This window comes from Kribbia dieselivorans NBRC 106261 (assembly GCF_001552435.1).
Lineage (GTDB): Bacteria > Actinomycetota > Actinomycetes > Actinomycetales > Dermatophilaceae > Kribbia > Kribbia dieselivorans.
Genome location: NZ_BCRE01000118.1, coordinates 1 through 25,233 on the forward strand (window position 1 = coordinate 1; position 25,233 = coordinate 25,233).

Sequence of the window (25,233 nt, forward strand, 5' to 3'; positions counted from 1 at the left end):
TAGAGCGGCCTGATGACGCTTCTGCCCCCGCGCGGACGCAGTTCGCGGAGCTTGTTCGCGCCACGCACGCTGCTGCTGTGCGGGTACGCGAGGCGCGGTCCAGACAACGTCAGTTTCGCGACGGCGTTGTCCACGGCAACGGCGTCCCTGGCATCCAGGGCGTCATACTCCCTCCTGGCCTCAGGGTGATCCATGACTGTCCAAGACCTTCTCATCATAACAGCGTTGTTATTGGACGCGTTCGACGTGGGAGGTCACGGGCCGGCGATGACGGTGCGCGCCCGGGATTCGACCGTGATGGTCACGGTGCCGCCGAGCCCGTCGAGCATGCCACCGACGAAGGGGAGCTCAGCGACCCCGGTGAGGCGCACGACTGCGGTTGCACCATCGGGCGCCCCGGTGCCCGGCGCCACACCCCATTCGCGCATCCGGGCGGGACGGGTGCGTCCGGCGAGGTAGGTGTTCGCCGTCTGCACCACCACGGCGTCGCTCAACGGCAATGCCCGACCCAAGCCCTCGCCGTAGGCAGCCTCGGCGCCCGCATCCGCGGCATCGAGCGCGGCAGCATCGGCGGCGTCGAGGAGTTGCATCCGCGAGATGTGCGCCGAGGTCACCGCGGCAGCCCCGAACGCGACGACCGCGGCGATCACGGCCAGCCCGAGGATGAAGACGGAGATCTGACCCTGCTCGTGCGGGCGATGCTCCGGGTCGTGGGCGGCCATGTCAGTACCGCCGATACTGATCGGTGACGGTGACGTGCTCGGCGCTGACCGGCACTTCCAGCGGGATGACGTCACGAGCCACGGCGGGGATGAATGGCAAGGGCACGTGGACCCGCGCCGTGGTGGTGATGCGGTTCTGGGGTTGCAGACAGGGCAGGCTGGCGCAGGAGATGGTCAGCGTGCCCTGGCCGCCGAATCCCTGATCCTCGAAGGCAAGTTCGGCCGCAGCCCGCGCAGCACCCTCGGCCGACGGGCTGGAGGCGGCGATGAACACCCGACCGGATTCCCGGGCGGCGTGCGTCACCGCATAGGTACCCGCCTGCAGACGCGCGAACATCAGCACGAGATACGTCAAGGGGATCAGGAGGAGGAGCCCGAGGAAGACGAACTCGACCACCACCGAGCCGTCCTCGCCGCCCCGGGAATGTTGGGTTGCCTTCACGTGCCCTCCAGATAGGCCCGGCCAGTGACGTCGATGCGGTCCCCGACGCCGATGAGCCCGATGGCCGGAATCGGCGCCCGGACACGCACGACCACGACATCGACTCCGCCGGAGGTCGTCTCCGTCCAGGCGCTGATGTTGTCGGCGTAGGCCGAGCTCACCGAGCGCGTGATGAGGTCGCGGGCCCGAGCCGTGCCCTGCGCGGGTGTGGAGTCCGCTCGAGCGCCGTAGCGAGCCCCCTCGGAGGCACACGAGACCAAGGTGTTGCGCACGTGCAGCGCGAAACCGAGTTGGAGCACGGCCAGGAACACGAACATGAGCAGCCCAACGACCATGACGAAGTCGGTCACGGCCGCTCCGTCATCCCGACCGTGGTGGAACCGCTCCGCGGGTCCGCTCCTGGCTGTGCGCACGACCGGATCAGGGTCCGGTCACGCCCGAGAGGGCATCGGTGAACATCGACTTGAGCTGGGTGTCGGCGACGACCCAGAGCATCGTCACCAGCCCGGCGGTCATCAGGGTGATCAGGACCCAGCCGGGGACGTCGCCACGTTCGCGGTCGCCGGAGAGGCGAGCGTCCAGGGCGGCGGCGAGGCGGTTGCGGACGCGGATGAGGTGGTACATCGGTCGTGCCTTTCTTGTCGTCGCGGACACCGGGTGGCGGCCGTCAGAGGGTGAATCGGAGCATCTGGAAACCGGGAAAGACGAGGAAGAGGATCGTGACGGGAAGGATGATGAAGACGACCGGGATCATCATGAGGATCTCCTTCTGACCGGCCTCCTCCATGACGCGTCGGCGGCCTTCCTCGCGCACGTCCTGCGCCTGGGCACGCAGGACGTCGGCCAGCGGCGTCCCGCGCTCGACGGCGACGACCATGCCGTCGACGAATCGGGACAGACTGACCAATCCGGTGCGGTCGGCCAGTCCCTGCAAGGCCACCGGGAGGGACGCGCCGGCGCGGGCGTCGGCCAAGCAGCGGGCGAGTTCACCCGACAGTTCGCCGTGCGAGAGGCGGGTGACCCGGTCGAGCGCGCCGACGGCGCCCTCCCCGGCCGCGACCGCCAGGGCGAGAAGCTCAGCCACCGTGGGGAACTCCGCGAGCATGCGGCTCTCCCGCTCGGAGGCCTGGTGGCTCAGGTACCAGTCACGGCCGGCGACACCGGTCCCGATGCCGATCCCGGTCATCAGGAGTGCAATGACGACCGACTCACCGCGACCCACGACGGCGACGAGGCCGACGATCAGACCGATCGCTCCTCCGGCCAGCCCCCAGAGCACCTGCTCGGCGCGGAAGGAATCGACGTCCGCCGCGAGACCGGCGCGCTCCTGCCGCCGCCGCACGGACGACGCTCCGCCCATGATCCGCTCGACCCAGCGCGCGAGGTCGGTGATCACCGGGGCCACGGCGGCGGCCAGGCCCGTCGCCTCACGACGGTGGGCGGTGAGCAGGCCGGAGGGTCGTGGGGTGTCCTGGAGGTAGGGGTCGAGGCGATCGGCCAGCGTGATCCGACGTGTCCAGGGCACGCCGCGGAGGATGAGGAGCAGCCCGGTGGCGAGGAGTCCGCCCAGCAGCAGCCCCGTGAACCAGTGGGTCGAGAGCAGCGGGAGATTCATCGAAGGACCCGCTCGTCCTCGGACAGTCGACCGATGCGCAGCATGAGTTGGTACGCGACCACGGTCAGCGCACCGCCGATGGCGAGCACGAGCACTCCGGTGACCGTGCCGTACGCGGCCATCGAGTCGGGCCTCGTCGTCATCATGGCGAGCACGATCCACGGGGCCGCCACCGCCAGTCGGGCCGCGTTGACCGTCCAGGCCTGTCGGGTCTCGAGTTCGGCCCGGGTGCGCGCGTCCTCCCGAAGGAAGCTGGAGAGGGTGCGCAGCAGACTGCCGAGGTCGGTGCCGCCGACCTCGCGGGCGACGCGCAGTGACTCGATGAGGCGATCGGCCACCGGGTCGGAGAGTCGTTCCTTGAGCCGGTCGAGGCAGTCGTGGAACCGGCCGGTCGCCCGGTAGTCCTCGCCGAACGCGATGAACGCGGGCCGCAGTTCGACCGGACCACGCACCCCGAGTTGGGCCAGCGCCTCAGGCAGTGCCAAGCCGGCCCGCACGGCCGAACTGATGTTGTCGACCGCGTCCGGCCAGAGGTCGCGGAGCACATGGCGCCGGTGCCTGGCGCGACCGCGAATGATGACGATGGGCAGGCCGGCGGCGATCAGCCCGAAGCACGCCGCGATGGGGACGACCTTGACGGTGGCAACGAAGCCGAGGAAGACCACGGCGAAGAGAACGACGCTGACCGTCAGGACTCCGGTGGGTGTGGCCCCGGTCATCCCGGCCTGGGCGATCTCGTCACGCAGCGCATCGAGCATGCGTCCGCGTGACCCCACCCGCGGCACCTCCGGTTGCACCCAGCAGGCCCACCACACCAGGAACAGACCGGTGCCCAGGAGCGCTCCGAGGAACAGCCCGGTCATGCCGCCGACTGCCCGAGCAGGGACACGATGTCGCACCCGATCCGCTCGAATCGGTCCAGGTGGGGCGGGAACCCGTCGGCCCGGACGAGTCGGCCGCCGCGTTGGACGAACAGGTCGGCGATCTCGACGACATCTCCCTCGACCCGACCCGGAAGCGCCACGATCTCGCGGACCCGGCGCGTGCCGTCCGACTCCAGCGCCGTATGGACGACCACGTCGATCGACGAGGCGACGGTCGGCACCACGAAGCGTGCCCCGACGTTCTCCCCGGCCAACAGCGGCAGGGTGCACATCTTGGTGACGGCCTCACGGGCACTGTTCGCGTGAATCGTGCACATGCCCGGCAAGCCAGAGTTGAGCGCGATGAGCAGGTCAAGGCTCTCGGCCTGGCGCACCTCACCGACGATGATGCGCGAGGGTCGCATGCGCAAGGCCTCCTTGACGAGCCGACGCAGCGGGACCTCGCCGGCACCTTCGAGGTTGGGCTGGCGACATTGCATGGCCGCGACATCCCTCAGGGGCAGCTTGAGTTCGAACACCTCTTCACAGGTGACGACCCGCTCCGTGCCCGGGATGGCGGCAGCCAAGCAGTTGAGGAGCGTCGTCTTGCCGGCCTGAGTTCCGCCGGCGACCAACACGTTCAGCCCCGCGGCCACGGCTGCCTCGAGGAATCGACCGGCCTGCGGAGTCAAGGTCCCGAGGTCGACAAGGTCGCTGAGGTGGTTCGCCTTGGCGATGAACTTGCGGATGTTGACCAGCCAGTGCTCCCGCGCGATGTCCGGGATGGTGACGTGCAGGCGGCTGCCGTCGGCCAGCACCGCGTCGACGAACGGTGACGACAGGTCGATGCGTCGGCCGGAGACCTTGAGCATCCGTTCGACGAGGTCGCGGACCTGCTGCGCCGTGAGGATCGTGTTCGTCAACTCAGCGGCACCGTGGCGAGCCACGAACACGGCCGAGGGTGAATTGATCCAGATCTCCTCGACATGCGGATCGTCGAAGTACTTCTGCAGCGGACCAAAACCGGCCACCGCGTCCATGACGGCCTTGACCGCGAGCGCCGGATCCCCCAGCGTCGGCAGGGAGCCGTGCAGCGCGCGGTCGCCGTAGTCGGCCACCGCGTCCACCACGAGCGCGTGGACCTGCTGGGGGTCGGTGACGGGGTCGACGCCGCTGCGCCGGATCAGTTCCCGGACCTCGTCCTCGATCGTGCCGAGCGCCTGCATCTTCGCTCCCCCTCGTCGTGTCTTTGCCGTTTCCGGCGACCCCAGCCCTTGACGTGCAGCAACCTAGACCAGCCGCCGAGACGGCCTCGCAGGTTATCCACAGGCGCTTACGCCCGTGAGCATCCTCCCGCGGTCACCGAGGTTTCGCCTGCTGAGTAGGTAGCGCGCAGGTGAGGAGGTCATGAACGCTTGGTGAACCCCGGCTGTCAGGACCCTGTGGACAACACAACGCACGCGACCGACGGATCCCCCTAGCGTTCGAGCCATGCAGTTGAGGTTCACTCTCGTCGCCGACCCGGAGCGCCCGGTGGGGCTGACGCTGCGCTGCGAGGCCGGCACACGGGGCTCCGAGATCGTCGAGGCGCTGGCCGAGGCGGGCCACATCGAAACCGGTCAGTCGCTCTACTGCGACGAGTCTGACCTCGACGACCTGCGGGTCGGGCACGCCCCGCTGGTGCACGGCTGCACCCTCGTCTCGCAGCGGCTGGGTCGGCCCTCCCCCGCCGGTCCGCCTGTCGAGGTCGCGGTGGTGGCCGGACCGGACGCGGGCCGGGTGCATCCGCTCGCGTGGGGTACCACCACCATTGGGCGGGGGGCCGTCGATGTCCGGATCGACGACCCGCACCTGTCGCGCCACCACGCCACGTTGACGCTGTCGGGCGACGGCGTCTCGCTCGACGTCGGTGCGGCCGTCAACCCGGTCGAGGTCAACGGCGATCCGGTCATCGACTCGTGCGATCTGGCCCCGGACGCGTTGATCCGGCTGGGCACGACCGTCGTGGCCCTGAGGTCCGGGCCCCGATGGGAGCCGGCCGTTCATCGTGGTGACGGCCATGGTCACCTGGCCGTGCACCGCTCCCCGATGGACACCGCGCTCCCGCGCCCGCGCGTGGTCGACGTGCCAGCGGCGGCGACCCTCGGACGTGGCGTGTCCGTACCGTGGGCCATGCTGCTCATTCCGCTGCCGATCAGCGCCCTCATGGCCTGGTTCCTGGGCCCCGCGATGCTCCTCTTCGGCCTGTTCGGGCCGGCGATGGCGCTGGGGAACATGGCCGTCGACGTGGTTCAGCGGCGACGCGAGGAGCGCCGCAACCGCGCCACCCATGGTCGGGCGCTCGACGATGCCCGCCGGGAGATGTCCGCCCTGCTCGACGCGGAGCGGCGGGTGGTGGAGCTTCTCCACCCTGACCCATCGGCGCTGATCGAGATCGCCGAGAACCGCTTGACGCCGCTGTGGTCGCGGAGCGCGGATTCACCCGTGTTCCTCCAGCTGCGCGTCGGGGTGGGCACGGTGCCCAGCCGGCATGCCGTGACGTCCGGCGGCGAGCGCCGACACCCCGACCTGAGGCTGACCCCGGTCACCATCGATCTGCCCGCCACGGGGGTCCTGGGCGTCGCCGGCCCGCCGGAGGCCGTCCGCGCCCACCTGCGGTACCTCCTCGGCCAGGTCGGCGTGCTGCACTCCCCCAACGATGTGCTCGTGACCCCGGCCGACGCGACCGCGAGGGGCGGCGCGACGGAGCGTCGTTGGAGCGACTGGCTCCCCCATCGCCTCGCTGCCGAGGTCGACCCCCTGCAGGAGTTGGAGCGTCGCGCGGCCGGCGGCGCGCAATCGCCCCGACTTCTCGTCGTCGCGGATGACTGTGCGCAGCTGCGCGAGCGGCCGCAATGGAAGGACCTTCTCGCGCGGGGGCCGAGCCATGGGATCTGCATCATCGCGGCGGCCGAGGCGCTCGAGGCCTTGCCGCACGAGTGCCGGGCGGTGGTGGAGGTTGCCGATGCCACCGCCGGGCGGCTGCGCCGCGACGGAGACGACGACCCGCGTGATCTCGTGATCGATGGTGTGGGCGGGTGGTGGGCCGAGCGGGTCGGCCGAGCCCTGGCCCCACTGCGTGACGCCACCCCCGGCGCGGCCCGTGCGCTGCCGAGATCGCTCTCCCTGGTCGATCTCTGGGCCGATCACGGCAACTCGTGCACTGGTCCGGAATCGATCACCAAATGGTGGGCCCACGACGGGACGACCCTGCCGGTGGGAATCGGTGAGCGTGGACCCGTCCTGCTCGATCTCGCGCGTCTGGGCCCGCATGCCCTCGTGGCCGGGACGACGGGTTCGGGAAAGTCCGAGCTGCTGCAGTCGTGGGTGCTGGCTCTGGCTGCGGCCGAGCCCCCGAGCCGGCTGCAGGTGTTCCTGGCCGACTTCAAGGGTGGCGCGACGTTCGCCGAGTTGGCGGGGCTACCGCACTGCGTCGGTTTGGTGACCGACCTCGATGCCGGCGCCGCGCAGCGCGCCCTCGCGGCCCTGCAGGCGGAGGTCCGTCGGCGTGAGGAGGTGCTCGCTGCTGCTGGGGCACGCAGCTTCGGCGACCTTCGGGGGTTGCCCGCGGATCGGCTGGCGCGCCTGGTCGTCCTCGTCGACGAGTACCGCGTGCTCGCCGAGGAGTTGCCCGAGGTCCTCGAGGGGCTGGTGCGGCTGGCCACCGTCGGCCGCAGCCTGGGCATCCATCTCGTACTGGCCACCCAGCGACCCGCCGGCATCGTCTCTGCCGACATCGCGGCCAACGCGTCGCTGCGGATCGCCCTGCGCACGCAGGATGTCGGTGACAGCCGGCACGCCATCGACGCTCCCGATGCCGCCCACATCCCGGCCGCGCTGCCGGGCCGGGCCGTGATGTGCGCCGACTCGGGGGAGGTCGTGCCGTTCCAGACCGCCCGCGTCAGCGCGGCTGCGGCGGGCCAGGAGGCCGCCCCGGTCGTCTGGCGGGTGGGCGAACGGGAACCCGAGCGGCCAGCGGGCGAGGTCACGGACATCACCCGGCTGGTTCGATTGATCAACGAGGCTGCCGTGCTGTCCGGTGAAGAGTCCGCACCCGCGGTCTGGCACCCGCCGCTGCCGATGTCGGTGGGCACCGACGAACTGCCGAGCGCGGCGTCGGGCGGCGTGGCCTGGGGGCTGGTCGACGAACCGCGGGAGCGCCGTTGGGCCCCGTTGGAATGGCGACCCGAGGGTGGGCACATCGCTGTCATCGGCTCCGACGTTGCCGCCCGTGATGACGCGATCACCGCGTTGATCGGGCAGGTGCTCGCCGCGCATTCGCCGTCACGCGTGCACCTTCATCTCGCCTCGGTCATGACGCTGCCAGCGTGGATACGCGATGCCGGACACGTGGGATCGGTGGTCGACCCCGCTGACATCTGGACGACGAAGCGACTGCTGACGCGGTTGGCGGCGCTGGTTCGGGCCCGACGCGATCGCGGATGTGCCGAGGGGGACCCCACCCTCGTTGTCATCGTCGACGCGGATGCCGTCGCCGGTACTGCCGCTGACCCGGCCGGAGCATCGTTGACCGACCTGCTCATCGACGTGCTGCGGTCCGGGGCGAGTGTGGGCGTGCGCGTCGTCCTGAGCGGGTCGCGATCCCTCCTGCTCGGGCGGCTGTCGTCGTTCGCGCCGGAACGCTATGTGCTGCCGATGGCCGATGCGAGCGATCTGGTCTTGGCTGGGGTGCCACGATCCGCCCTCGACGGAGCTCCGTTCGGTCGGGCCGTGCGGGTCGGTGACGGTGCGCTGGTCCAGTTCGCCCGCAGCGTGGAGCCGAGCGTGCCGCCCACCACGACCCGCCCGCCCGAGCCACCGATCGGTGTGGTGCCCCTGCCGCCGGAGGTGTCGTGGGGTGCCCTGAGGCCGCCGGGTCGGCACGGCGCTCCCGGTTGGGTGATCGGCGTGGGTGGCGACAGCGCCGAGCCGATCACGCTTGACCCGGCTGACCTGGGGCGGCGCTGGCTCATCTCCGGCCCCAGCAGCAGCGGGCGCAGCACGACGCTGATCACGCTGGGCCGGTCAGCCAGGGCAGCCGGGAGCGCGGTGGCGCTGGTCACCCCGCATCCTCCGGATCACGAGCATGACCTGACCGGATTCCTGCCCGGCGACGGTGAACGTCTGCGGGCGTGGCTGAGCGACAACCCCGGCGGGCTGGTCCTCGTCGATGACGCCGACCGGTTGACCGGCACGGATGTCGAGGAGGTGCTGGTCGCCCATGATGAGCGTCTCGATCACACCGGGGGCGTCATGGCGCTGGCCGTCTCGACCTCGGCGCTGGCCACGTCGTTTCGCGGGTTGCCGCCACGCATCGCGCGGGCCCAAGCCGGCGTGTTGCTGTGTCCCGGGAGTCCGATCGACGGCGAACCGTTCGGCGTCCGTGTCGACCCGATGGAACGACGCTCCGGACGCGGGTACGTCATCGCGCGAGGCGCCTCACTCGGCGTCCAGGTCGCGCACGCCGCGCCGGCTCGAGCCCGCCGCGCGGCCGTCTCCGGATGGTGACGCCCCACACGCCAGGCGCCGGGTCGCCCGCGTGAATGACCGCTCATCGAGACTCCACGACCGCCCACCGCAGACCATGGCGCCGGACCGATGGCTGGCCCTACGGTGATCCGCATGAGCACCGACGCCCAGACCCAGATCTCGAACTTCCCCCTCCCTGCGCGCGAGGATGTGCCCGAAGGCGTCCAGCGCCTGTGGGACAAGTCGAAGGAGGCCTTCGGCTTCATCCCCAACGTCTTCGTCGCGCAGGCCTACAACGGCGAGCAGTTCCAGGCGTGGTGGAACTACTTCAACCTGCTGGTCAACAAGCCCGGCCACCTGACCAACGCCGAGCGTGAACTCCTCGCCGTGGTCGTCAGCGGCATCAACCAGTGCACCTACTGCGCCGTCTCGCACGGCGCGGCACTGCGGATGTACAGCGAGGACCCGATCACAGCCGACCTCGTCGGGGTCAACTGGCGCCAGGCCAACCTCACCGAGAAGGAGGCCGCGCTCGCCGAGTTCGCCGAGCGCCTCACCGTGGACCCGGCCTCCATCACCGAGGCCGACCTCGAACCGCTGCGCGACGTCGACCTCGACGACCACCAGATCGTCGAGGCGATCCAGGTCATCGGCATGTTCAACATGACCAACCGCATCTCCTCGGCTATGGGTCTGGTGCCCAACGTGGAGTACCACTCGCAGGCCCGCTGAGCCATCGGCGACGGTCGGGCCGAGAGAAAGTCCTTTGCCCCGGCCCGACCGCGTCACCTATCCTGACGCTCATGTGGAACTCCTGATGCCGACCCGCCGTGCCCGACCGTGGCTGCGGCCCACCGCCATCCAGGAGACCCGTGAATTCATTGCCCCTTCCCCGCACCACCCTGTCGCGCGCCGACCACCTGCGCCTCGACGGCATCTCGAAGTCCTTCCCGGATCGTCGGGTGCTCACCGACGTCTCGGTGACGGTCTCGGCGGGTGAGATCGCGTGTCTCATCGGTGAGAACGGCTCGGGCAAGTCGACGCTGTTGCGGATCGCCGCTGGGCTGGAGTCCCCCGATGCCGGGCGGGTCACGGCGCCGGGCAGCGTCGGGTTGTTCCATCAGGAGCCGCCGTTCGGGCTCGACCTGACCCTCGCCGAGGTGCTCGACGACGCGACCGAGCCGGTCCGCGCCCTCGCGACCCTGGTCGAACAGGAGGGGCAGGCCCTGGCCGACGGTGATGGCGGCGCCGCCGATCGTCTGCAGGCCGCGATCGAGGCCGCCGAGCAGCACCACGCGTGGGACCTCGACCACCGCATCGACCAGGTCGTCGGCGGTTTCGGGCTGGCGCACATCGACCGGGAGCGCCGTGTGGCCGAGCTCTCCGGCGGCCAGATCTCGCGCCTCTCGTTGGCCTGGCTCATGCTGCGCTCCCCCGACACGCTGTTGCTCGACGAGCCGACGAACCATCTCGACGACGCCGCCACGGCCACGCTCGTCGACTTGCTGCGCGGCTGGTCCGGGCCGGTGCTGGTCGCCTCGCACGACCGGGCCTTCCTCGACGACGTCGCGACGACGCTCCTCGATCTGGACCCATCGGCGCTCCCCCACGCCGCCGTGCGTCACGACCTCGATTCGCCCGGGTCGGGATTCGGGTTGACCCGGTTCACCGGCAGCTACACCGACTATCTGCAGCATCGCCGTGACGAGCGGGAGCGGTGGGTACGCCGATTCCGGGACGAGCAGGAGGAGCTGGCGCGGCTACGGGGGCAGGTGCGCGACAGCCACACCGTCGGGCATGTCGGGCGCGAACCGCGCTCCGAATCGCGGATCAGCAAGAAGTTCTACTCCGACCGCAACGCCAAGGTCGTCTCACGGCGGGTCAACGATGCCGCGAACGCGTTGGAGCGGCTCGAGCAGGACCAGGTGCGCAAGCCCCCGGCGCGGCTGCGGTTTCGAGGGTGGGGCGATGGCTCCCGGCCGGTGGCCGCTCCCGGACCGGTCCTGACCGCCACGCAGGTCGCGGTCGAGGGTCGGTTGGCGCCGACGACGCTCGACCTGGGCGCGCGCGACCGACTGCTCGTCACTGGCGCCAACGGGTCCGGCAAATCGACGCTCCTGGCCGTGGTGACCGGTGACCTCGAGCCGGATCGCGGTGCGGTCACCCGGGCGGGATCGCTGAGCGTGGGGTTGTTGCGGCAGGAGCCGGTGGCACGAGACTCCGCCATGTCGGTGCGGGCGGCCTACGAGAAGGCCGTCGGGGCGGATCTGGCCGAGCAGGTGCCGATCTCGACGTTCGGGCTCATCGCCGGGCGCGATCTCGACCGGCCGGTGGGATCGCTCAGCGTGGGGCAACGGCGGCGGCTGGATCTGGCCGTCGTGCTCGCCGATCCGCCGCGGGTGCTGCTGCTGGACGAGCCGACCAATCATCTGTCGTTGCTGCTCGTCTCGGAGTTGGAACTGTCGCTGCCCGAATACCCGGGGGCGGTCATCGTGGCCAGCCACGATCGCTGGCTGCGCGAGGACTGGGTCGGCGAGACGCTGCATCTGCCGGAGTGAGCGGTGGCGGACATGGAGATGGGCGCCGCGGCAGTGCCCGCAGCGCCCATCTCGTCATCGACGGAGTTACTTCCTCTTGGACTTCTTCTTGGACTTCTTGTCCTTCTTGTCCTTCTTGTCCTTCTTCGACTTCTTGGCCATGTCAGCACCTCCTTCGTGTCAATGAACGATTGACACGAGTCAACCACGCCTTGACGACTTCGTCAACCACCTGTTGCCGCCATAAGATCTGGGCCATGAGCAAGGTCAATCCCATCCAGGCACGCCGTGGTGACGTGGATGGCTCCCTGGGCGAGTTCGACCAGGCCGCCGGCGCGAAGGAGCGGCTCGCGGCCGCACGCGCCCTGCGTGAGGCTGCCGAGGCACTGGAGTACGCCACGGTGCTGCAGGCCCGGCACGACGGGATGTCCTGGTCCAAGATCGGGGCGATCTACGGATTGACGAAGCAGGGAGCCCAGCAGCGGTTCCGGGAGAAGCCGTCAACCGCGGGCTCCGAGGCGGGCGAACCCACCGCGTAGCTGCGATCGCGCGGCTCGCCGCCGCCGTGACGGAACGTTGTCGGAGGCCTCCCCTAGGTTCGAAACATGCGGATCCTCCACACCTCGGACTGGCACCTCGGGCGCAGCCTGCACGGCGTCGACCTCAGCGCTGCCCACCAGGCGTTCCTCGACTACCTGGTCGACTTGGCTGACGACCAGCAGGTCGATGCCGTCCTCGTGGCCGGGGACGTCTACGACCGGGCGCAGCCACCCATCACCGCGGTTAACCAGCTCAACGAGGCGCTGCGGCGACTGACCGAGAAGGCACCGGTCATCGTCACCTCGGGCAATCACGACTCCGCCCCTCGGCTGGGGTTCGGCGCCGACCTGTACAAGGACCGGTTGCATGTGCGCACCCGCGCCGAGGCTGTCGGCCGGCCCATCACCGTGCCGAATGTCCGAGGCGGCGAGGGGCTGTACGTGTACGCCCTGCCGTATCTCGAGCCGGACATGGTGCGTGACACCCTCTCCGACCAGCGGGACGAGGACGGCCAGCGGGTTCGCCTGGTGCGCTCTCACGAGGCGGTCATGACGGCCGCCATGCGCCGCGTCAGCCGCGACCTGACCAACCGGCGCGCCCATTCGACTCGACGGGTGCCGGCGGTGGCGATGGCTCACGCCTTCGTCGTCGGTGGCCTGGCCAGCGAGTCCGAGACCGACATCCGCGTCGGCGGCGTCGACTCGATTCCCTCCGGCGTGTTCGCGCCCGAGCCCGATCTGCTCGACTACGTCGCGTTGGGCCACCTGCACGGTCCGCAGCGGGTGGGTGCGCCTGATGGCCCGGGCCCGGTCATGCGGTACTCGGGCTCGCCGCTGGCCTTCTCGTTCAGCGAGGTGAACCACCACAAGACCTCCGCGATCGTCGACATCGACGATCAGACCGGTGCCGTGACCACCGAACTCGTGGCCGCGCCCGTGACGCGACGGCTGTCCGAGGTCCGCGGCACTCTCGAGGAGGTGCTCGGACGCGGCTTCGACGGTCAGCACGACGACTGGACACGGGTGGTGGTCACCGGGCAGACCCGGCCGGATGGGCTGGTTGGCCAGATCAAGGAGGCCTTCCCCCACGCCCTCACCATCCAGTTCGAGCATGACGGCGGTCTGGCCGCGGTGTCGGGAGTCGCCGCCGCTGCGCTCGACCCCCTCGACGTGGTTGCCGAGTTCGTCAGCCAGATGCGCAACGCTCCGCCGGCCGACGCCGAGCGCAAGGTCCTGCGCCGCGCCTACGAGCGCATGATGCGCGAGGAGCGCAGCGCCTGATGCAGTTGCACTCGCTGACGTTCCAGGGCATCGGCCCATTTCCGGACCGGCATTCGATCGATTTCGACGCGCTCGGCGCCGGCGGCCTCTTCCTCCTGGAGGGCCCGACCGGCGCCGGCAAGTCGACGATCATCGACGCGGTCGTGTTCGCCCTCTACGGCGACGTGGCCGGCGCGGGCTCGAGCAAGGCCCGCATCGTCTCGACCCACCTGCGCGACGGCGACACGCCATTCGTCGATCTCGTGGTCACCACAGGTCGGGGCATCTACCGAGTCCATCGCGTGCCGGAGCACCAGCGGCGCAAGTTGCGTGGGAAAGGCTTCACCACCGAGAAGGCCAAGATCGCCCTCTGGCGTCTGAACGATCCAGCCGACGACGTGGGCAGCCCGCTCGACAGCCACATCCAGGACGCGAACATCGAACTGCGTGACGCACTGGGGTTGACCCGTGAACAGTTCACCCAGACCGTGGTCCTCCCGCAGGGTCAGTTCGCCACCTTCCTGCGTGCCAAACCGGAGGCGCGCCGGGACCTGTTGCAGGACATCTTCGGCACGGAGATCTACGCCCGCCTTCAGCAGCACCTCAAGGAGCTGGCTGCCGAACACGAGAACTCGGTCGCGGCAGCCACCACGGAACTGACCACGCGAGCGCAGAGCTTCCTCACGGCGGCGTGGCCGGTTGGGCTGGCCTCGGACCCGGCCGCCGACGACCACCGGGATTCCATTCTCGCCGCGGCCCGCCACGATCGGTCCGCCGTACTCCTCCCGCCGCTGCTCGACGAACGTGTCACGTCCTTGGCCCACCTCGCCAAGGAGGCCGAGGAGGCACAACTCGCCACGGCCGACCGCGCTGCTGCCGCGAGGGCCGCCCTCGACGTGGCCCGAGATCTGGCCCAGCGCCTCGCGGAGTGGCGCTCCCTGACCGCCGAACACGAGGAGCTCACCGCCCGGGCCGACGACATCGATGCGGCCACCACCCGCCGTGACGCCGGCGAACGGGCCGCGCAGGCGTCCCGCGGCATCGAGGCTGCCCGTCGCGCCGGCCACGCCCTCACGAACGCGCTGCAGCAGGCGCAGACCCTGGTCGATGAGGTCGGTCGCGGTCCGCATGCCTCCCTCGTTGAGATCGATGACCCACGGTTGTGGACCGAGGTGACGGCCCATGGGTTCCGGGAGCACGTCGTGGTCGGCCACGCCGAAGACGCCGCCCTGACGGAGGCCGCCGACGCCGAGGCCCGACTACCGCGCCTCGAGTCGGAGATCGCGCGTCTGCGCACCGACCAGGATCGGTTGTCTGCGCAGGTCGAGCAGTCCGATGATGCGCTGCGCACCCGCCACGACGAGCGCGCGGCCCTGCTGGCACGCCAACAGGACGCCAGGACTCGCGGTCAGGGTCTGCTGACGGCCGAACAGCAGGTGACCGCAGCAGCCACCGTCCGCGATCACGCCGTCCGGGCGACGGCCCTGATGTCCCGGTTGGAGGCGGCTCACCAGACGGAGCGCACCCGCCGCGAGTCCGTTGCCACGGCCCAGGCCCAGCACGATCAGGCCCGTTCGGTCTGGCTCGATGGGCTGTCGGGCACCTTGGCCCGGGAACTCGTCGACGGGCAACCGTGCAGTGTGTGCGGTTCGACCACGCACCCGGAGCCGAGCCTGCCGACCCCCGATCACGTCGATCGTGAGGAAGTCGACCGGCTCGCCGACGCCCTCACCCGGGCACGAGAGGCGCTGACGCAGGCGGAGGCCCGAACGGAGGCCATCACCCGGGAACTGGACGAGGCTCGTGCCGCCGCGTGCGAATTGGACGCGACCAGCGCCGAGGCGACGTTGCTCGCCCGCACCGCCGAGCGAGACTCCGCCGCCGCCGCTCAGACCGAGGCCGACGCCCTCGCCGAGGAGGTGGCCCGCCACGACGCCGCCACCGCTGCCCTGCGCGACACCCTCGCCCGTGATCGCGAGGAGCTGGCCACAGCGAGCGCCCACCTCACCGACCGGAGTCGCGAACTGGAGCAGGTGCGTCGCACCGTCACGCAGGCCTGCGGTGACCACGAATCCGTCGCCGCTCGACGTGCGGCGATCCGGGATCGCGTCGACGCCGCAGAGTCCTTGGCCACGGCTGCAGACGGGGTCGCCCGCGCGCGGCTTGAGTTCGGCACTCGCGAGACCGAGCAGGACGAAATCCTCGCCGAACACGGGTTTGCCGATGCCGAGACCGCGCTCGCCGCCCGCGTTGCCCCGGCGGAACTGGTGCGACTGAGTGAGACCATCTCACGCCACCACGAGGCGGTGGCCCGCGTCCACGCCCTGCTGGCCGAGGAGCGTCTGGCCACGCTGACCGGCGATGAAGTCGCAGACCCGACCGCGGCCGAGGAACTCTGGCGCACCGCCGACCACGCCAGGTCGGCGGCCGAGAAATCGGCGGCGATGGCGTCGGCCACCCACGCGGCCGCGGACGCCGCACGCACGACAGCCAATGGTGCCGCGGCCACGTTGGCCCAAGCACGGGCCGAGGCCGACCCGGCGCTGCGCATGGCCGCACTCACCTCGGGCAAGGAGGGGGAGCGGCAGATGACGCTGCCGACCTTCGTGTTGCTGCGGCGCTACGAGGAGGTCGTCGATCTGGCCAACCAGCGACTCTCGGTCATGACCTCGGGCCGTTTCAGCCTGCGCCGGACCGATGCCCGGGAGGGCCGTGGCCAGTTGCGTGGCCTGGGGCTGGAGGTCATCGACCACTACTCCGCGGATGTGACCCGCGATCCGGCGACCCTGTCCGGCGGCGAGACGTTCCTCGCCTCGCTCTCCCTGGCCCTGGGCCTGGCCGACGCGGTGACCGCCGAAGCCGGTGGCATCGAACTGCGGACCCTGTTCATCGACGAGGGCTTCGGCACACTGGACTCCGGCAGCCTCGACCTCGTGATGACCGAGCTGGACCGCCTCCGCGATGGCGGTCGCCGGGTGGGGATCGTCAGCCACGTGACCGAACTCAAGCAGCGCGTCGCCGAGCAGATCAACATCACTCGCCGCCGCGACGGCACGTCCACACTGACGACGACGATCGACTGACTGAGCGGGCATCCACCCACTGGACGGTTACCAGAGGGTCACGTTGTGGTATCGTTCGCGCCCCGTCAGGATGGCAGGCATGACCTCCTCCCCCGCCGCCGGTTCCCGCATCCTCGCCACTGGACACCGCCAGTCCGGCGAGGTCGTGACCAACGATGCGCTGGCCGAGCGCATCGAGACCTCCGACGAGTGGATCCGGCGACGGGTCGGCATCCGTTCGCGGTGGGTGGCCGACGAACCGCTGGCCGATCTGGCGACCGGCGCCGCGCGGATGGCCCTCGACGAGAGCGGTGTGGACCCGGCCACGATCGACATGGTCATCGTTGCGACGTGCACCGCCCAGGACCGGATCCCGAACACCGCGGCCGAGGTCGCCCAAGCCCTCGGTCTGCCGAACTCCCCCGCAGTCATGGACGTCAACGTGGCCTGCTCCGGCTTCACCCACGCGCTCGCGCTGGCCGACCACGCGGTGCGCGCGGGCTCGGCTCGCCGGGCCCTGGTCATCGGTGCCGAGAAGATGTCCGACTTCACCGACTGGGACGACCGCAGCACGGCCGTGCTCCTCGGCGACGGCGCCGGCGCGGCGATTATCGAAGCCTGCGACTCCCAGGAGATCGGCCCCGTCGTGTGGGGCTCGCAGCCCGAATTGTCGAACGCGGTCCGCATCCGCGCCCAGGAGGGGGCCTTCGCCCAAGAGGGCCAGTCGGTGTTCCGCTGGACCACGACGGTGATCCCCAAGGTCGCCCGCCAGGTGTGCGAACGCGCCGGCATCGAACCGAGCGACCTCGACGCGGTCGTGCTGCACCAGGCCAATCTGCGGATCATCGAACCGATCGCTCGCAGCCTCGGGCTGAAGGACAACGCGGTCGTGGCCACCGATGTCACCGAGTCCGGCAACACCTCCGCGGCCAGTGTCCCCATGGCCCTGTCGAAGCTGGTCCACGCCGGCCAGGCCCCCTCCGGGGGCAAGGCCCTGCTGCTGGGCTTCGGCGGCGGATTGGCCTGGGCCGGGCAGGTCGTCACCCTGCCCTGACCGACCGCCCGCGTTTGCCCCACGGTCGCGAGGGCTTCATCTGGGCGACTCCTGCAGTTTCCTTTCGACCACCCATCACCCCACTAGCGTCTCCCGGGTCCCTTGCCCCGCCGACCTCCTGGGAGACCCCTGTGCGTCCCTCCTTCATCCGTGTCGTCGCCGCTGCCTGCGCCGCCGCGATCACTCTGGCCCTCGCCCCTGCCCTGGGCGGCGACCGCGCCGCAGGCGCCCCCGGCGACGTGGTCCTGACCGAGAACTTCGACTCCGGCATCCTTCCCGAAGGCTGGCGCGCCGCCGCCGGCACCTGGTCGGTCCGTGACGGAAAGCTCGTCGTCGACGGCGGCTCGATCTCCCGCCTGACCTTCGGGCCCCACCTGACGAACTACCGCGTCGAGGCCGACATCACCTTCGAACAGGTGGCCAACTCCTCCCGCTGGGCCGGCATCATGCTCGACGCCCCGACCAACGGTGCGGTGCCGTGGTGGCAGGGCGTCATGCGCACGACGAGCACGGCGAGCAACGGCATCGAGTTCGCCGAGCGCACCTCCACCAATGGCTGGAATGTGCCGTTCACCGGCTCGGCCCCGCGCAACGCCGGCACCGGCCGCCCCGTGCACGTCGCCATCGAGGTGCAGGGCAGCCGTGCGAAGTGGTTCTTCGACGGAGCCCTCGTGCTCGAAGGCCGCATCAACCGCACCGATTCCGGCGTTCTCGGCTTCGTCGCCGACGGCTCCACGGTGACCTACGACAACGTCAAGGTGACCGAGCTCGAGCCCCTCAAGCTCACCCAGGGCGACGGCGCTCCGGCCGAGGTCATCGCACACCGCGGCTACTCGGCCGTCAACCCCGAGAACTCGTTGGCCGCGATGGTGGCCGGAGCGCGGTCCGGTGCGTCCTACGTCGAGACCGACGTGCACACCTCCGCCGACGGCGTGCCGGTGATCATGCACGACCAGACGGTGAACCGCACCACCACCGGCACCGGTGACGTGGCACGGATGGCCGCCTCCGCGATCACCAACCTGCCCAACGGCACCCGCTTCTCCCCGGCCTTCAGCGGACAGCGCGTGCCCACGCTCGCTGAGCTCCTCGACACGGTCAAGGCCGAGCGCACGCAGCTCCTGCTGGAAATCAAGGGACCCGAGACCTCCGAGGAGGTTCGCACGATCGTCGAACTCATCCGCGCCAAGCGCATGACCGGCGATGTCGTGGTGCAGTCGTTCGACGAGAATGTCCTGCGTCATGCCCGGACCCACGCTCCCGAGATCAAGCGTGGGCTGCTGCGCGGTTCGCTGGATGCCGACCCGATGGCCAAGGTGCGCGAGTTGGACCTCGCGGCCTACAACCCGTCGGCCGGCGCCCTCGGTGCGCGCCAGTCGCTCGTCGAGGACCTCAATGCCCAGGGCGTCGCGGTCATGGTGTGGACCGTCGACGGCGCCAACGACTGGAAGCGCCTGAGCGAGATGGGCGTCGACGGCATCATCACCAACCGGCCCGGCGCCCTGGTCGGGTGGCAGGCCGCGCAGAAGCAGGTGCCCGCTCCGACCGTCTCCTTCGTGTCGCCGGCCAACGGTTCCACGGTCGAACGCGGTGATGACGTCGTGGTGGCCGCCTCGACCACCGACGCCACCGAGATCACGCTGACGCTGGATGGCCGACCGACCAGCCAGAGCGTCATCCCGGCCTCGGGCCTCACCCTGGGCGAGCACCAGGTCGTCGCCAACGTGACCGGTCAGGGGGGCGACGCCTCGGCGACGTCGACCTTCAGCGTCACCGTGACCCAAGCCGGTCTACGCGGGCGCCTGGCCGGCGTTCCCGTCACGACGGGCCAACTGCAGCAGCTGATGACTGCGGTCAACAACGAGAACTGGACCGCACTGGCCACCAAGGTCGAGGCGTTCGTCCCGGCCGGTCAGCAGCGTGACGCGCTGCTCGAGGAGATCGCCTGGCTCGCCCGCTGACGCACCTGCGCGCCCGTTCGTACCCGCAGGCCCCATCACGCTCTGACGCGTGGCGGGGCCTGCGGGCGTTCCTTCCCCCGGAACGTCAGTGCAGGTCCTCGGGCCGCTCGTGCCCGTCACCGTGGGTCAGCAGCACGGCCCGCGTGGGCATGCCGCCGACCTTGATCCGCTCGACGATCTGCTGCTGGGCCAGGTTGACCTTGACGACCTCGCCGGTGGCCGGGACGGTCGCGTAGGCGGCCTCGTTAGTGGCCGTGACCTCGGGAGCCTCGGCCCGGTCGGTGTGCTCGTGAAAGTCCAGCGGCGTTGCGGGCGAGGTGGCCACCTCGTAACGCAGATCGCCGGTGTCGCCGTCGCGGACCTGGAGCTGCCCCTGGTGGGTCAGGACGAGCAGCGTCCGACCATCGGGCGTGGTCGACTGCCGCAGCAGCGTCCGCACGGTCTTCTTCGCCACGCCGGCGCCCCGGCCCGGCGAGTGGGGCGCGACGGCCAGGGGCACGTCACTGACCTCGGGGCGCGCGGTTGACGTGTCCACGCGCTGGATCGTCGTGTGGGCATTTTCGGTGGACCCCCACCGGACGTCCTTGGTTCCATCCGAGAAGACGGCGCTGCGCGTTTCACCCGGGTACGGCACCGATATCGGTGTGGGTGACGTCTGCTCCCGGTCAATCGTCACGAGTTTGGTGGGGCAGGCGAACGTCACGTACCGCTGGTCGTCGGAGATCGTGCCGCCATGCAGCCCACGGCACCCGTTCACCTGCCAGTTCTTCGCTCCGGTGGTCGGGTTGTAGGAGGCGATGATGCCGCGTCCGACGTAGCCGACGACCAGCTCGTCGTCGCCCTTGCCCGGCTGATCGACCGGCACGAAGGTGTAGTGGTCGGGGCCGGCGAGGCGCAACTGACCGGAGGTGGCACCCGAGAGCGAGGGCAAGGAGTCCGGTTCGATCCAGGTCACGGTGCCCGCACCCTCCTCCGCCACGCCGACCGTGCCGTCGAACTCGGGCAGGTGACCGTTGTGCACGCCGCCGGGCGACTTGTCGACCACGGTCCGGGAGATGAACGGCACGGTCGCCTCACCGTGCTCCGCGTCGTAGGCGGTGTCGATCATCGTCAGGTGGTCGGTGGTGGTGTCACGCCCGCGCATGACGAAGGCAGCCGTGCCGGCGCGGTTGGTGGCCAGGCTGATCGGGGCCGGCGGCGTCGAGAGACGAGCCGTGACCTCCCCGTCATCGACGACGACGATGTCGCCGTTGCTGCTGTCCGACACGAGGAGTCGGTGGTGGGCGTGCCACTGCTCACCGGTGCGCGGGGCGTCCTCGTGGGCCAGGGCCGGCCCGACGACCGCGCCGGCCAGGGCCAGCACGGCCGCACCCGCGAGGGTACGGCGGCGGGTCGGTGTGGACAGGAGACGTTGGGGGGAGGCGAGTCGACGCATGGGACGAGATTCTATCTGAGAATGATTACGTTTACCGATTGGGGTCGGTCTGATGGGCACCTGAGAGTTCACCGGGGCTTCAGACGGTGGCCACTCGGAAGTCGATCGGAGCACCCGACCGCGCCCCTAGCGTGCGGAGCGCCCGATTCCCCTCCCCCCAGGAGTTTGTGCCATGAATCTCAACCGCCGCCATCTTTTGGCCGCCAGCGGCATCGCCGCTGTGACGACCGCCCTGGCCACTCCGGCCCAGGCCGACTCGACCGTCCAGCACCACCGTTCCGCCTTGCGCTTCAACGCCAACGGCGACTTCAAGATCGTCATGTTCAACGACACGCAGGACAACCAGAACACCGATGTCCGCACCATCGAGTTGATCACCAAGGTCCTCCAGACCGAGAAGCCAGACCTCGTCGTCTTCGTCGGTGACAACATCAACGGCGGTCCCCGCACCGCCGTCGAGCAGTACCAGGCCCTCAACAACGTCGTCGCCCCGGTCGACGCCGCCGGCATCCCGTGGGCCGTCACGTGGGGCAACCACGACGAGGACTCGACGCCACGCACGGGTGTCGACGAGGCCGACATGCTCGCGTTCGTCCAGAAGTTCGACCACAACGTCAACCCGGACGGCCCGCGTGACGTCACCGGCACCGGCAACGCCTTCCTGCCGATCGGGGCGCACGCCAACGGCGCTCCGCGCTTCGCCGCCTGGCTGCTCGACTCGGGCCGCTACGCACCCAAGGAGATCGCCGGCCAGAGGGTCGAGGGCTACGAGACGTGGGACTGGCTGCGCGCCGACCAGGTCGCCTGGTACCTGTCCGCCTCGCAGGAGCTCGAGAAGCGCACCCACCGACGTGTCCCGGGGCTGATGTTCATCCACATCGCGCTGTGGGAGCACCGCTTCATGTGGTTCGGCTCGGCCGAGGACCGCTCCGACGCCGCCCACGCCAAGGCTGCCGTCAAGCACCAGATTGTCGGCGACCGCTTCGAGCCGGAGTCCCCCGGTCCGTTCAACTCCGGCATGTACTCCGCGATCCAGCACCGCGGCGACGTCGAGGGGGTCTTCGTCGGCCACGACCACACCAACGACTACGTCGGCAACTACTTCGGCGTGAAGCTCGGCTTCACCGCCAACGCCGGTTACGGCACGTACGGCATGGGCGGAGCGGCGAAGAACACCCGCCGTGGCGCGCGCGTCTTCGAGATCAAGGAGTCCGGCGACTGGACCACCCGCATGGTGTGGGCCAAGGACCTCGGTGTCGACGTCTCCGCGGCCGGCCGGCCCGGCACACCGGCCCCGCTGCCGGCGTGGTTCCGCGCCTGACCATCCCTCCCCCACCTCACTCCTGCACAGAAAAGGACAACCCATGCGTACGACCACCTTCGCGGCCGCCGGCGCGCTGACCCTGGCCCTGCTCACCCCCGTCTGGGCCCACGCCGCCCCGGCGCCCGACCTGAACGTCACGACGTTCCACCAGTCCCCGGCCAACACCCGCGCCACCGACGGCGTCCTGATGCGCGAGTCGTTCGACGAACTGCGCTCCGCGTTGCGTGAGCGCGCCGACGACCCCAACATCGTCGACGGCACCGTCGGCTTCACCCACACCGCCCCCAAGGGCTGGTCGGTGACGAACGACGAATCGATGAAGGGCATCGGCGTCGAGGAGTGGCGCGGCTGGTCCTTCACGACCCGCGAGTTCTGGACCGATGCCGAGGACCAGATGCGCTTCCGCTTCGGCCGCGCCAACGACATCATCGCCGTCGCCGACTCCGACGAGTTCGACGACCGAAACCGGGCCCCGCACACCTTCGCCACCTCGCTGACCTCCGAGCAGGTCAGGGTCAAGGGCATGGACGCCGTCGAACTGAGCTTCGACTCCCACTACCGCGGTTGGACCGGTCAGAGCGCCGTCGTCACCGCCTCCTTCGACGGCGGCCCGGCTCAGGAGGTCGTGCGCTTCGACTCGACCACCGTGACCGACAATTACGACGGCTCGAAGATCAACTCGACCGAGAAGCACACCGTCGCCGTGCCCCAGGGCGCGAAGAACGTCCAGTTCACGTGGGCGTTCAAGGCCGACCGCAACTCCTGGTACTGGGCCATCGACTCCGTCGCCGTGCGCAAGGCCACGCCCGCGGTTCAGGGCACCCCGACGTCGGCCTGGGTCGTCTCCGACATCCAGGGCCAGCCCGGCGACCTCGACCACGCCCTGCGTGACCTCAAGGCCGCGCGTCCCGACGCCGACGGCCTCCTCATGGTCGGCGACATCGTCGCCACCGGTTGGGCGCAGCAGTGGGCCGACGTCAACAAGGTCATGGCCGCCAACGCCGGCATCCTGCCCCCGCAGACCATCGCCGCGATCGGCAACCACGAGAACTACACCGGAGAGCCGTTCGCCGTCACCAGCGGTCGCTTCCTCGACTTCGCCCAGCGCGACAAGGTCTACGGGGAGTACATCCTCAAGGGCAAGGACGTCGACGTGCCGGTGCTCATCCTCGGCCAGGAGGCCGCCGCCCCGCCGGACGTGCCGATGAGCCAGGCGCAGCTGCGCTGGTTCGACGAGCGCCTCGACCACTGGACCAAGCAGAAGAAGCAGGTTCTCGTCATCTCCCACTTCCCGCTCGGCGACACCCACTCCGCGTCGTGGATCCCGTGGTACCACGAGCACTACCAGTTCAACGACCTGCTCACCACGATGCTGGGCGACCACCCGAACGCGGTCATGCTCGACGGCCACACCCACTACCCGGCCGAACTCGGCGACTGGGCCGTTCAGCGCCGCGTCACCGGCGGCCACCCGGACGGCTTCTGGGCCATCAACACCCTCGCCATCCAGGTCGAGTGGGACGCCCGCGGCGAGAACACGAACTCGATCGACGAGGTCGTCACCCGCGACATCAACCGCGGCCTGACCGTCGACGCCTACAAGGACCGCATGGTCGTCACCGCGCGCGACTTCGGGCCGACCGCCGGCCCGGGTGCGAACAACACCGTCAACTCCGAGATCCGCGACGTCACCATCCCGAACCCGTTCGTGAAGTGACCTGACGCGCACACCACGGCGCCCGCCACACACCTCGTGTGGCGGGCGCCGTGTCGTTTCGGTGGAGCCAGCCGGAGCTCAGTCGACGATGGCGTCGACGAATGCCTCCGGCACGAAGGGGGCCAGATCGTCCGGGCCCTCGCCCAGCCCGACGAGTTTGACCGGCACACCGAGCTCACGCTGCACCGCGACGACGATGCCACCCTTGGCGGTGCCATCGAGCTTGGTCAACACGATGCCGGTGACGTCGACGGCCTCGCTGAACACCTTGGCCTGCTGCATGCCGTTCTGCCCGGTCGTGGCGTCCAGCACGAGCAGCACCTCATCGATGGGCGACTGCTTCTCGATGACGCGCTTGACCTTGGCCAGCTCGTCCATGAGACCGACCTTGTTGTGCAGGCGCCCGGCCGTGTCGATGATGACGACGTCGGCCTCCATCTCGATCCCGGTCTTGACGGCGTCGAACGCGACCGCGGCCGGGTCGGCGCCGTCCTTGTCGGAGCGCACGACCGGCACGCCGACGCGAGCGCCCCACGTCTCGAGCTGGTCGGCGGCCGCGGCCCGGAACGTGTCCGCGGCGCCGAGGACGACGTCACGGTCGTTGGCCACGAGCACGCGCGCCAGCTTGCCGACGGTGGTGGTCTTGCCGGTGCCGTTGACGCCGACGACGAGGATCACCGACGGGCGGCCCTCCTGCCGACCGGCGGCGAGGCTGCGGTCGAGGCTCGGGTCGACGAGCTGCAGCATGTCGGCGTAGAGCCAGTCACGCGCCACCTCGGGGTCGGTGGTGCCGTCGACCGCGACGTGCGTGCGCAGCGAGGCGACAAGGTCGTTCGTCGCGGCCAGACCGAGGTCGGCCTGGAGCATCGTGTCCTCGACGTCCTCCCAGTCCTCCTCCGAGAGCTTGCCCGCGGACAACAGGGCGAGCAGGCCCTTGCCGATGGCGCTGTTCGAACGCGACAGGCGGGAGCGCAGATTGCGCATCCGGTCCGCCGGCGCGGTCGGAGTCTCGACCGGCGGTGCAGGGGCGACCTCCGGCAGGGTCTCAGGCTCGGTCGGCGCCTCGGGAGCGGTGCCGGCGGCGACCGCCGCCTCCGCGTCGGCGACGGTGTCCTGGGTGGGGGCGTGCACGGTCGCATCCGGCGTGACTGGTTCGGCCGGCGGTGCCTCCGCGGGCGCCACCGGACCGGCGTG

20 protein-coding genes are annotated in these 25,233 nt (G+C 70.2%); 10 read left to right on the forward strand and 10 right to left on the reverse strand.

Annotated features, from left to right (window positions below; translation table 11 throughout):
* The 8 genes from KD1_RS17185 to KD1_RS10410 form a co-directional block, all read right to left on the reverse strand.
* Nucleotides 1-194 (reverse strand): type II toxin-antitoxin system RelE/ParE family toxin (locus KD1_RS17185; protein ID WP_217995863.1); only part of this gene is annotated, 194 nt, incomplete at its 3' end.
* Nucleotides 195-254: 60 nt separating this feature from the next.
* Nucleotides 255-722 (reverse strand): pilus assembly protein TadG-related protein, encoded by a 468-nt coding sequence (locus tag KD1_RS10380; RefSeq protein WP_068401551.1) that lies wholly within the window; start codon nucleotides 720-722, stop codon nucleotides 255-257.
* 1 nt (nucleotide 723) lies between these two features.
* Nucleotides 724-1,164 (reverse strand): pilus assembly protein TadE, encoded by a 441-nt coding sequence (locus KD1_RS10385; RefSeq protein ID WP_068401555.1) that lies wholly within the window; start codon nucleotides 1,162-1,164, stop codon nucleotides 724-726.
* The gene (locus KD1_RS10390; RefSeq protein WP_281177614.1) at nucleotides 1,161-1,514 is read right to left on the reverse strand and encodes a TadE family protein; all 354 of its coding nucleotides are present in this window, start codon (nucleotides 1,512-1,514) and stop codon (nucleotides 1,161-1,163) included. Before KD1_RS10390 ends, KD1_RS10385 begins: the two co-directional genes overlap by 4 nt.
* Nucleotides 1,515-1,584: 70 nt before the next feature.
* The gene (locus KD1_RS10395) at nucleotides 1,585-1,788 is read right to left on the reverse strand and encodes a hypothetical protein (protein ID WP_068401557.1); all 204 of its coding nucleotides are present in this window, start codon (nucleotides 1,786-1,788) and stop codon (nucleotides 1,585-1,587) included.
* A 43-nt stretch (nucleotides 1,789-1,831) separates the two neighbouring features.
* The gene (locus KD1_RS10400) at nucleotides 1,832-2,779 is read right to left on the reverse strand and encodes a type II secretion system F family protein (RefSeq protein ID WP_068401560.1); all 948 of its coding nucleotides are present in this window, start codon (nucleotides 2,777-2,779) and stop codon (nucleotides 1,832-1,834) included.
* A complete protein-coding gene (locus KD1_RS10405) occupies nucleotides 2,776-3,642 on the reverse strand; it encodes a type II secretion system F family protein (protein WP_068401563.1) in 867 nt (288 codons plus the stop codon). Before KD1_RS10405 ends, KD1_RS10400 begins: the two co-directional genes overlap by 4 nt.
* Entirely contained in the window at nucleotides 3,639-4,868 is a 1,230-nt protein-coding gene (locus tag KD1_RS10410; RefSeq protein WP_068401566.1) for a TadA family conjugal transfer-associated ATPase, read from the reverse strand. The genes KD1_RS10405 and KD1_RS10410 overlap by 4 nt, the downstream gene beginning before the upstream one ends.
* A gap of 265 nt (nucleotides 4,869-5,133) precedes the next feature.
* On the opposite strand from KD1_RS10410, the gene KD1_RS10415 reads away from it, so the two are divergent.
* The 8 genes from KD1_RS10415 (at nucleotide 5,134) to KD1_RS10450 (ending at nucleotide 19,563) form a co-directional block, all read left to right on the forward strand.
* On the forward strand, nucleotides 5,134-9,189 hold the full coding sequence (locus KD1_RS10415) for an FtsK/SpoIIIE domain-containing protein (RefSeq protein ID WP_068401569.1): 4,056 nt from the start codon (nucleotides 5,134-5,136) through the stop codon (nucleotides 9,187-9,189).
* Nucleotides 9,190-9,303: 114 nt separating this feature from the next.
* Nucleotides 9,304-9,882, forward strand: coding sequence for a peroxidase-related enzyme (locus tag KD1_RS10420; protein WP_068401571.1), 579 nt, complete (start codon nucleotides 9,304-9,306; stop codon nucleotides 9,880-9,882).
* A gap of 140 nt (nucleotides 9,883-10,022) precedes the next feature.
* The gene (locus KD1_RS10425; RefSeq protein WP_245627362.1) at nucleotides 10,023-11,708 is read left to right on the forward strand and encodes an ABC-F family ATP-binding cassette domain-containing protein; all 1,686 of its coding nucleotides are present in this window, start codon (nucleotides 10,023-10,025) and stop codon (nucleotides 11,706-11,708) included.
* 236 nt (nucleotides 11,709-11,944) lie between these two features.
* Entirely contained in the window at nucleotides 11,945-12,226 is a 282-nt protein-coding gene (locus KD1_RS10430) for a hypothetical protein (RefSeq protein ID WP_068401573.1), read from the forward strand.
* 66 nt (nucleotides 12,227-12,292) lie between these two features.
* Nucleotides 12,293-13,507: an exonuclease SbcCD subunit D gene (locus KD1_RS10435; RefSeq protein ID WP_068401575.1), complete on the forward strand. Its 1,215-nt coding sequence runs from the start codon at nucleotides 12,293-12,295 to the stop codon at nucleotides 13,505-13,507.
* Entirely contained in the window at nucleotides 13,507-16,569 is a 3,063-nt protein-coding gene (locus KD1_RS10440) for an AAA family ATPase (protein ID WP_068401577.1), read from the forward strand. Before KD1_RS10435 ends, KD1_RS10440 begins: the two co-directional genes overlap by 1 nt.
* 79 nt (nucleotides 16,570-16,648) lie before the next feature.
* On the forward strand, nucleotides 16,649-17,602 hold the full coding sequence (locus KD1_RS10445) for a beta-ketoacyl-ACP synthase III (RefSeq protein ID WP_068401579.1): 954 nt from the start codon (nucleotides 16,649-16,651) through the stop codon (nucleotides 17,600-17,602).
* Nucleotides 17,603-17,733: 131 nt separating this feature from the next.
* The gene (locus KD1_RS10450) at nucleotides 17,734-19,563 is read left to right on the forward strand and encodes a glycerophosphodiester phosphodiesterase (RefSeq protein ID WP_068401584.1); all 1,830 of its coding nucleotides are present in this window, start codon (nucleotides 17,734-17,736) and stop codon (nucleotides 19,561-19,563) included.
* 85 nt (nucleotides 19,564-19,648) lie between these two features.
* On the opposite strand, the gene KD1_RS10455 is transcribed toward KD1_RS10450, so the two are convergent.
* On the reverse strand, nucleotides 19,649-20,998 hold the full coding sequence (locus tag KD1_RS10455; RefSeq protein WP_157073294.1) for a YncE family protein: 1,350 nt from the start codon (nucleotides 20,996-20,998) through the stop codon (nucleotides 19,649-19,651).
* A 172-nt stretch (nucleotides 20,999-21,170) separates the two neighbouring features.
* Between KD1_RS10455 and KD1_RS10460 the strand changes: the two genes are divergently transcribed.
* Nucleotides 21,171-22,319, forward strand: coding sequence for a metallophosphoesterase family protein (locus KD1_RS10460; protein ID WP_068401590.1), 1,149 nt, complete (start codon nucleotides 21,171-21,173; stop codon nucleotides 22,317-22,319).
* Nucleotides 22,320-22,362: 43 nt separating this feature from the next.
* A complete protein-coding gene (locus KD1_RS10465; protein WP_245627363.1) occupies nucleotides 22,363-24,039 on the forward strand; it encodes a metallophosphoesterase family protein in 1,677 nt (558 codons plus the stop codon).
* Between the two features lie 78 nt (nucleotides 24,040-24,117).
* Here KD1_RS10465 and ftsY read toward each other — a convergent pair.
* Nucleotides 24,118-25,233 (reverse strand): signal recognition particle-docking protein FtsY (gene ftsY / locus KD1_RS10470; protein WP_068401602.1); only part of this gene is annotated, 1,116 nt, incomplete at its 5' end.

Excerpts from the sequence above, each read along its gene's own strand:
- KD1_RS10380 (WP_068401551.1), bottom strand. The coding sequence starts at position 722 with ATGGCCGCCCACGACCCGGAGCATCGCCCGCACGAGCAGGGTCAGATC.
- KD1_RS10395 (WP_068401557.1), bottom strand. The coding sequence starts at position 1,788 with ATGTACCACCTCATCCGCGTCCGCAACCGCCTCGCCGCCGCCCTGGAC.
- KD1_RS10400 (WP_068401560.1), bottom strand. The coding sequence starts at position 2,779 with ATGAATCTCCCGCTGCTCTCGACCCACTGGTTCACGGGGCTGCTGCTG.
- KD1_RS10405 (WP_068401563.1), bottom strand. The coding sequence starts at position 3,642 with ATGACCGGGCTGTTCCTCGGAGCGCTCCTGGGCACCGGTCTGTTCCTG.
- KD1_RS10410 (WP_068401566.1), bottom strand. The coding sequence starts at position 4,868 with ATGCAGGCGCTCGGCACGATCGAGGACGAGGTCCGGGAACTGATCCGG.
- KD1_RS10415 (WP_068401569.1), top strand. The coding sequence starts at position 5,134 with ATGCAGTTGAGGTTCACTCTCGTCGCCGACCCGGAGCGCCCGGTGGGG.
- KD1_RS10420 (WP_068401571.1), top strand. The coding sequence starts at position 9,304 with ATGAGCACCGACGCCCAGACCCAGATCTCGAACTTCCCCCTCCCTGCG.
- KD1_RS10430 (WP_068401573.1), top strand. The coding sequence starts at position 11,945 with ATGAGCAAGGTCAATCCCATCCAGGCACGCCGTGGTGACGTGGATGGC.
- KD1_RS10435 (WP_068401575.1), top strand. The coding sequence starts at position 12,293 with ATGCGGATCCTCCACACCTCGGACTGGCACCTCGGGCGCAGCCTGCAC.
- KD1_RS10440 (WP_068401577.1), top strand. The coding sequence starts at position 13,507 with ATGCAGTTGCACTCGCTGACGTTCCAGGGCATCGGCCCATTTCCGGAC.
- KD1_RS10445 (WP_068401579.1), top strand. The coding sequence starts at position 16,649 with ATGACCTCCTCCCCCGCCGCCGGTTCCCGCATCCTCGCCACTGGACAC.
- KD1_RS10455 (WP_157073294.1), bottom strand. The coding sequence starts at position 20,998 with ATGCGTCGACTCGCCTCCCCCCAACGTCTCCTGTCCACACCGACCCGC.
- KD1_RS10460 (WP_068401590.1), top strand. The coding sequence starts at position 21,171 with ATGAATCTCAACCGCCGCCATCTTTTGGCCGCCAGCGGCATCGCCGCT.
- KD1_RS10465 (WP_245627363.1), top strand. The coding sequence starts at position 22,363 with ATGCGTACGACCACCTTCGCGGCCGCCGGCGCGCTGACCCTGGCCCTG.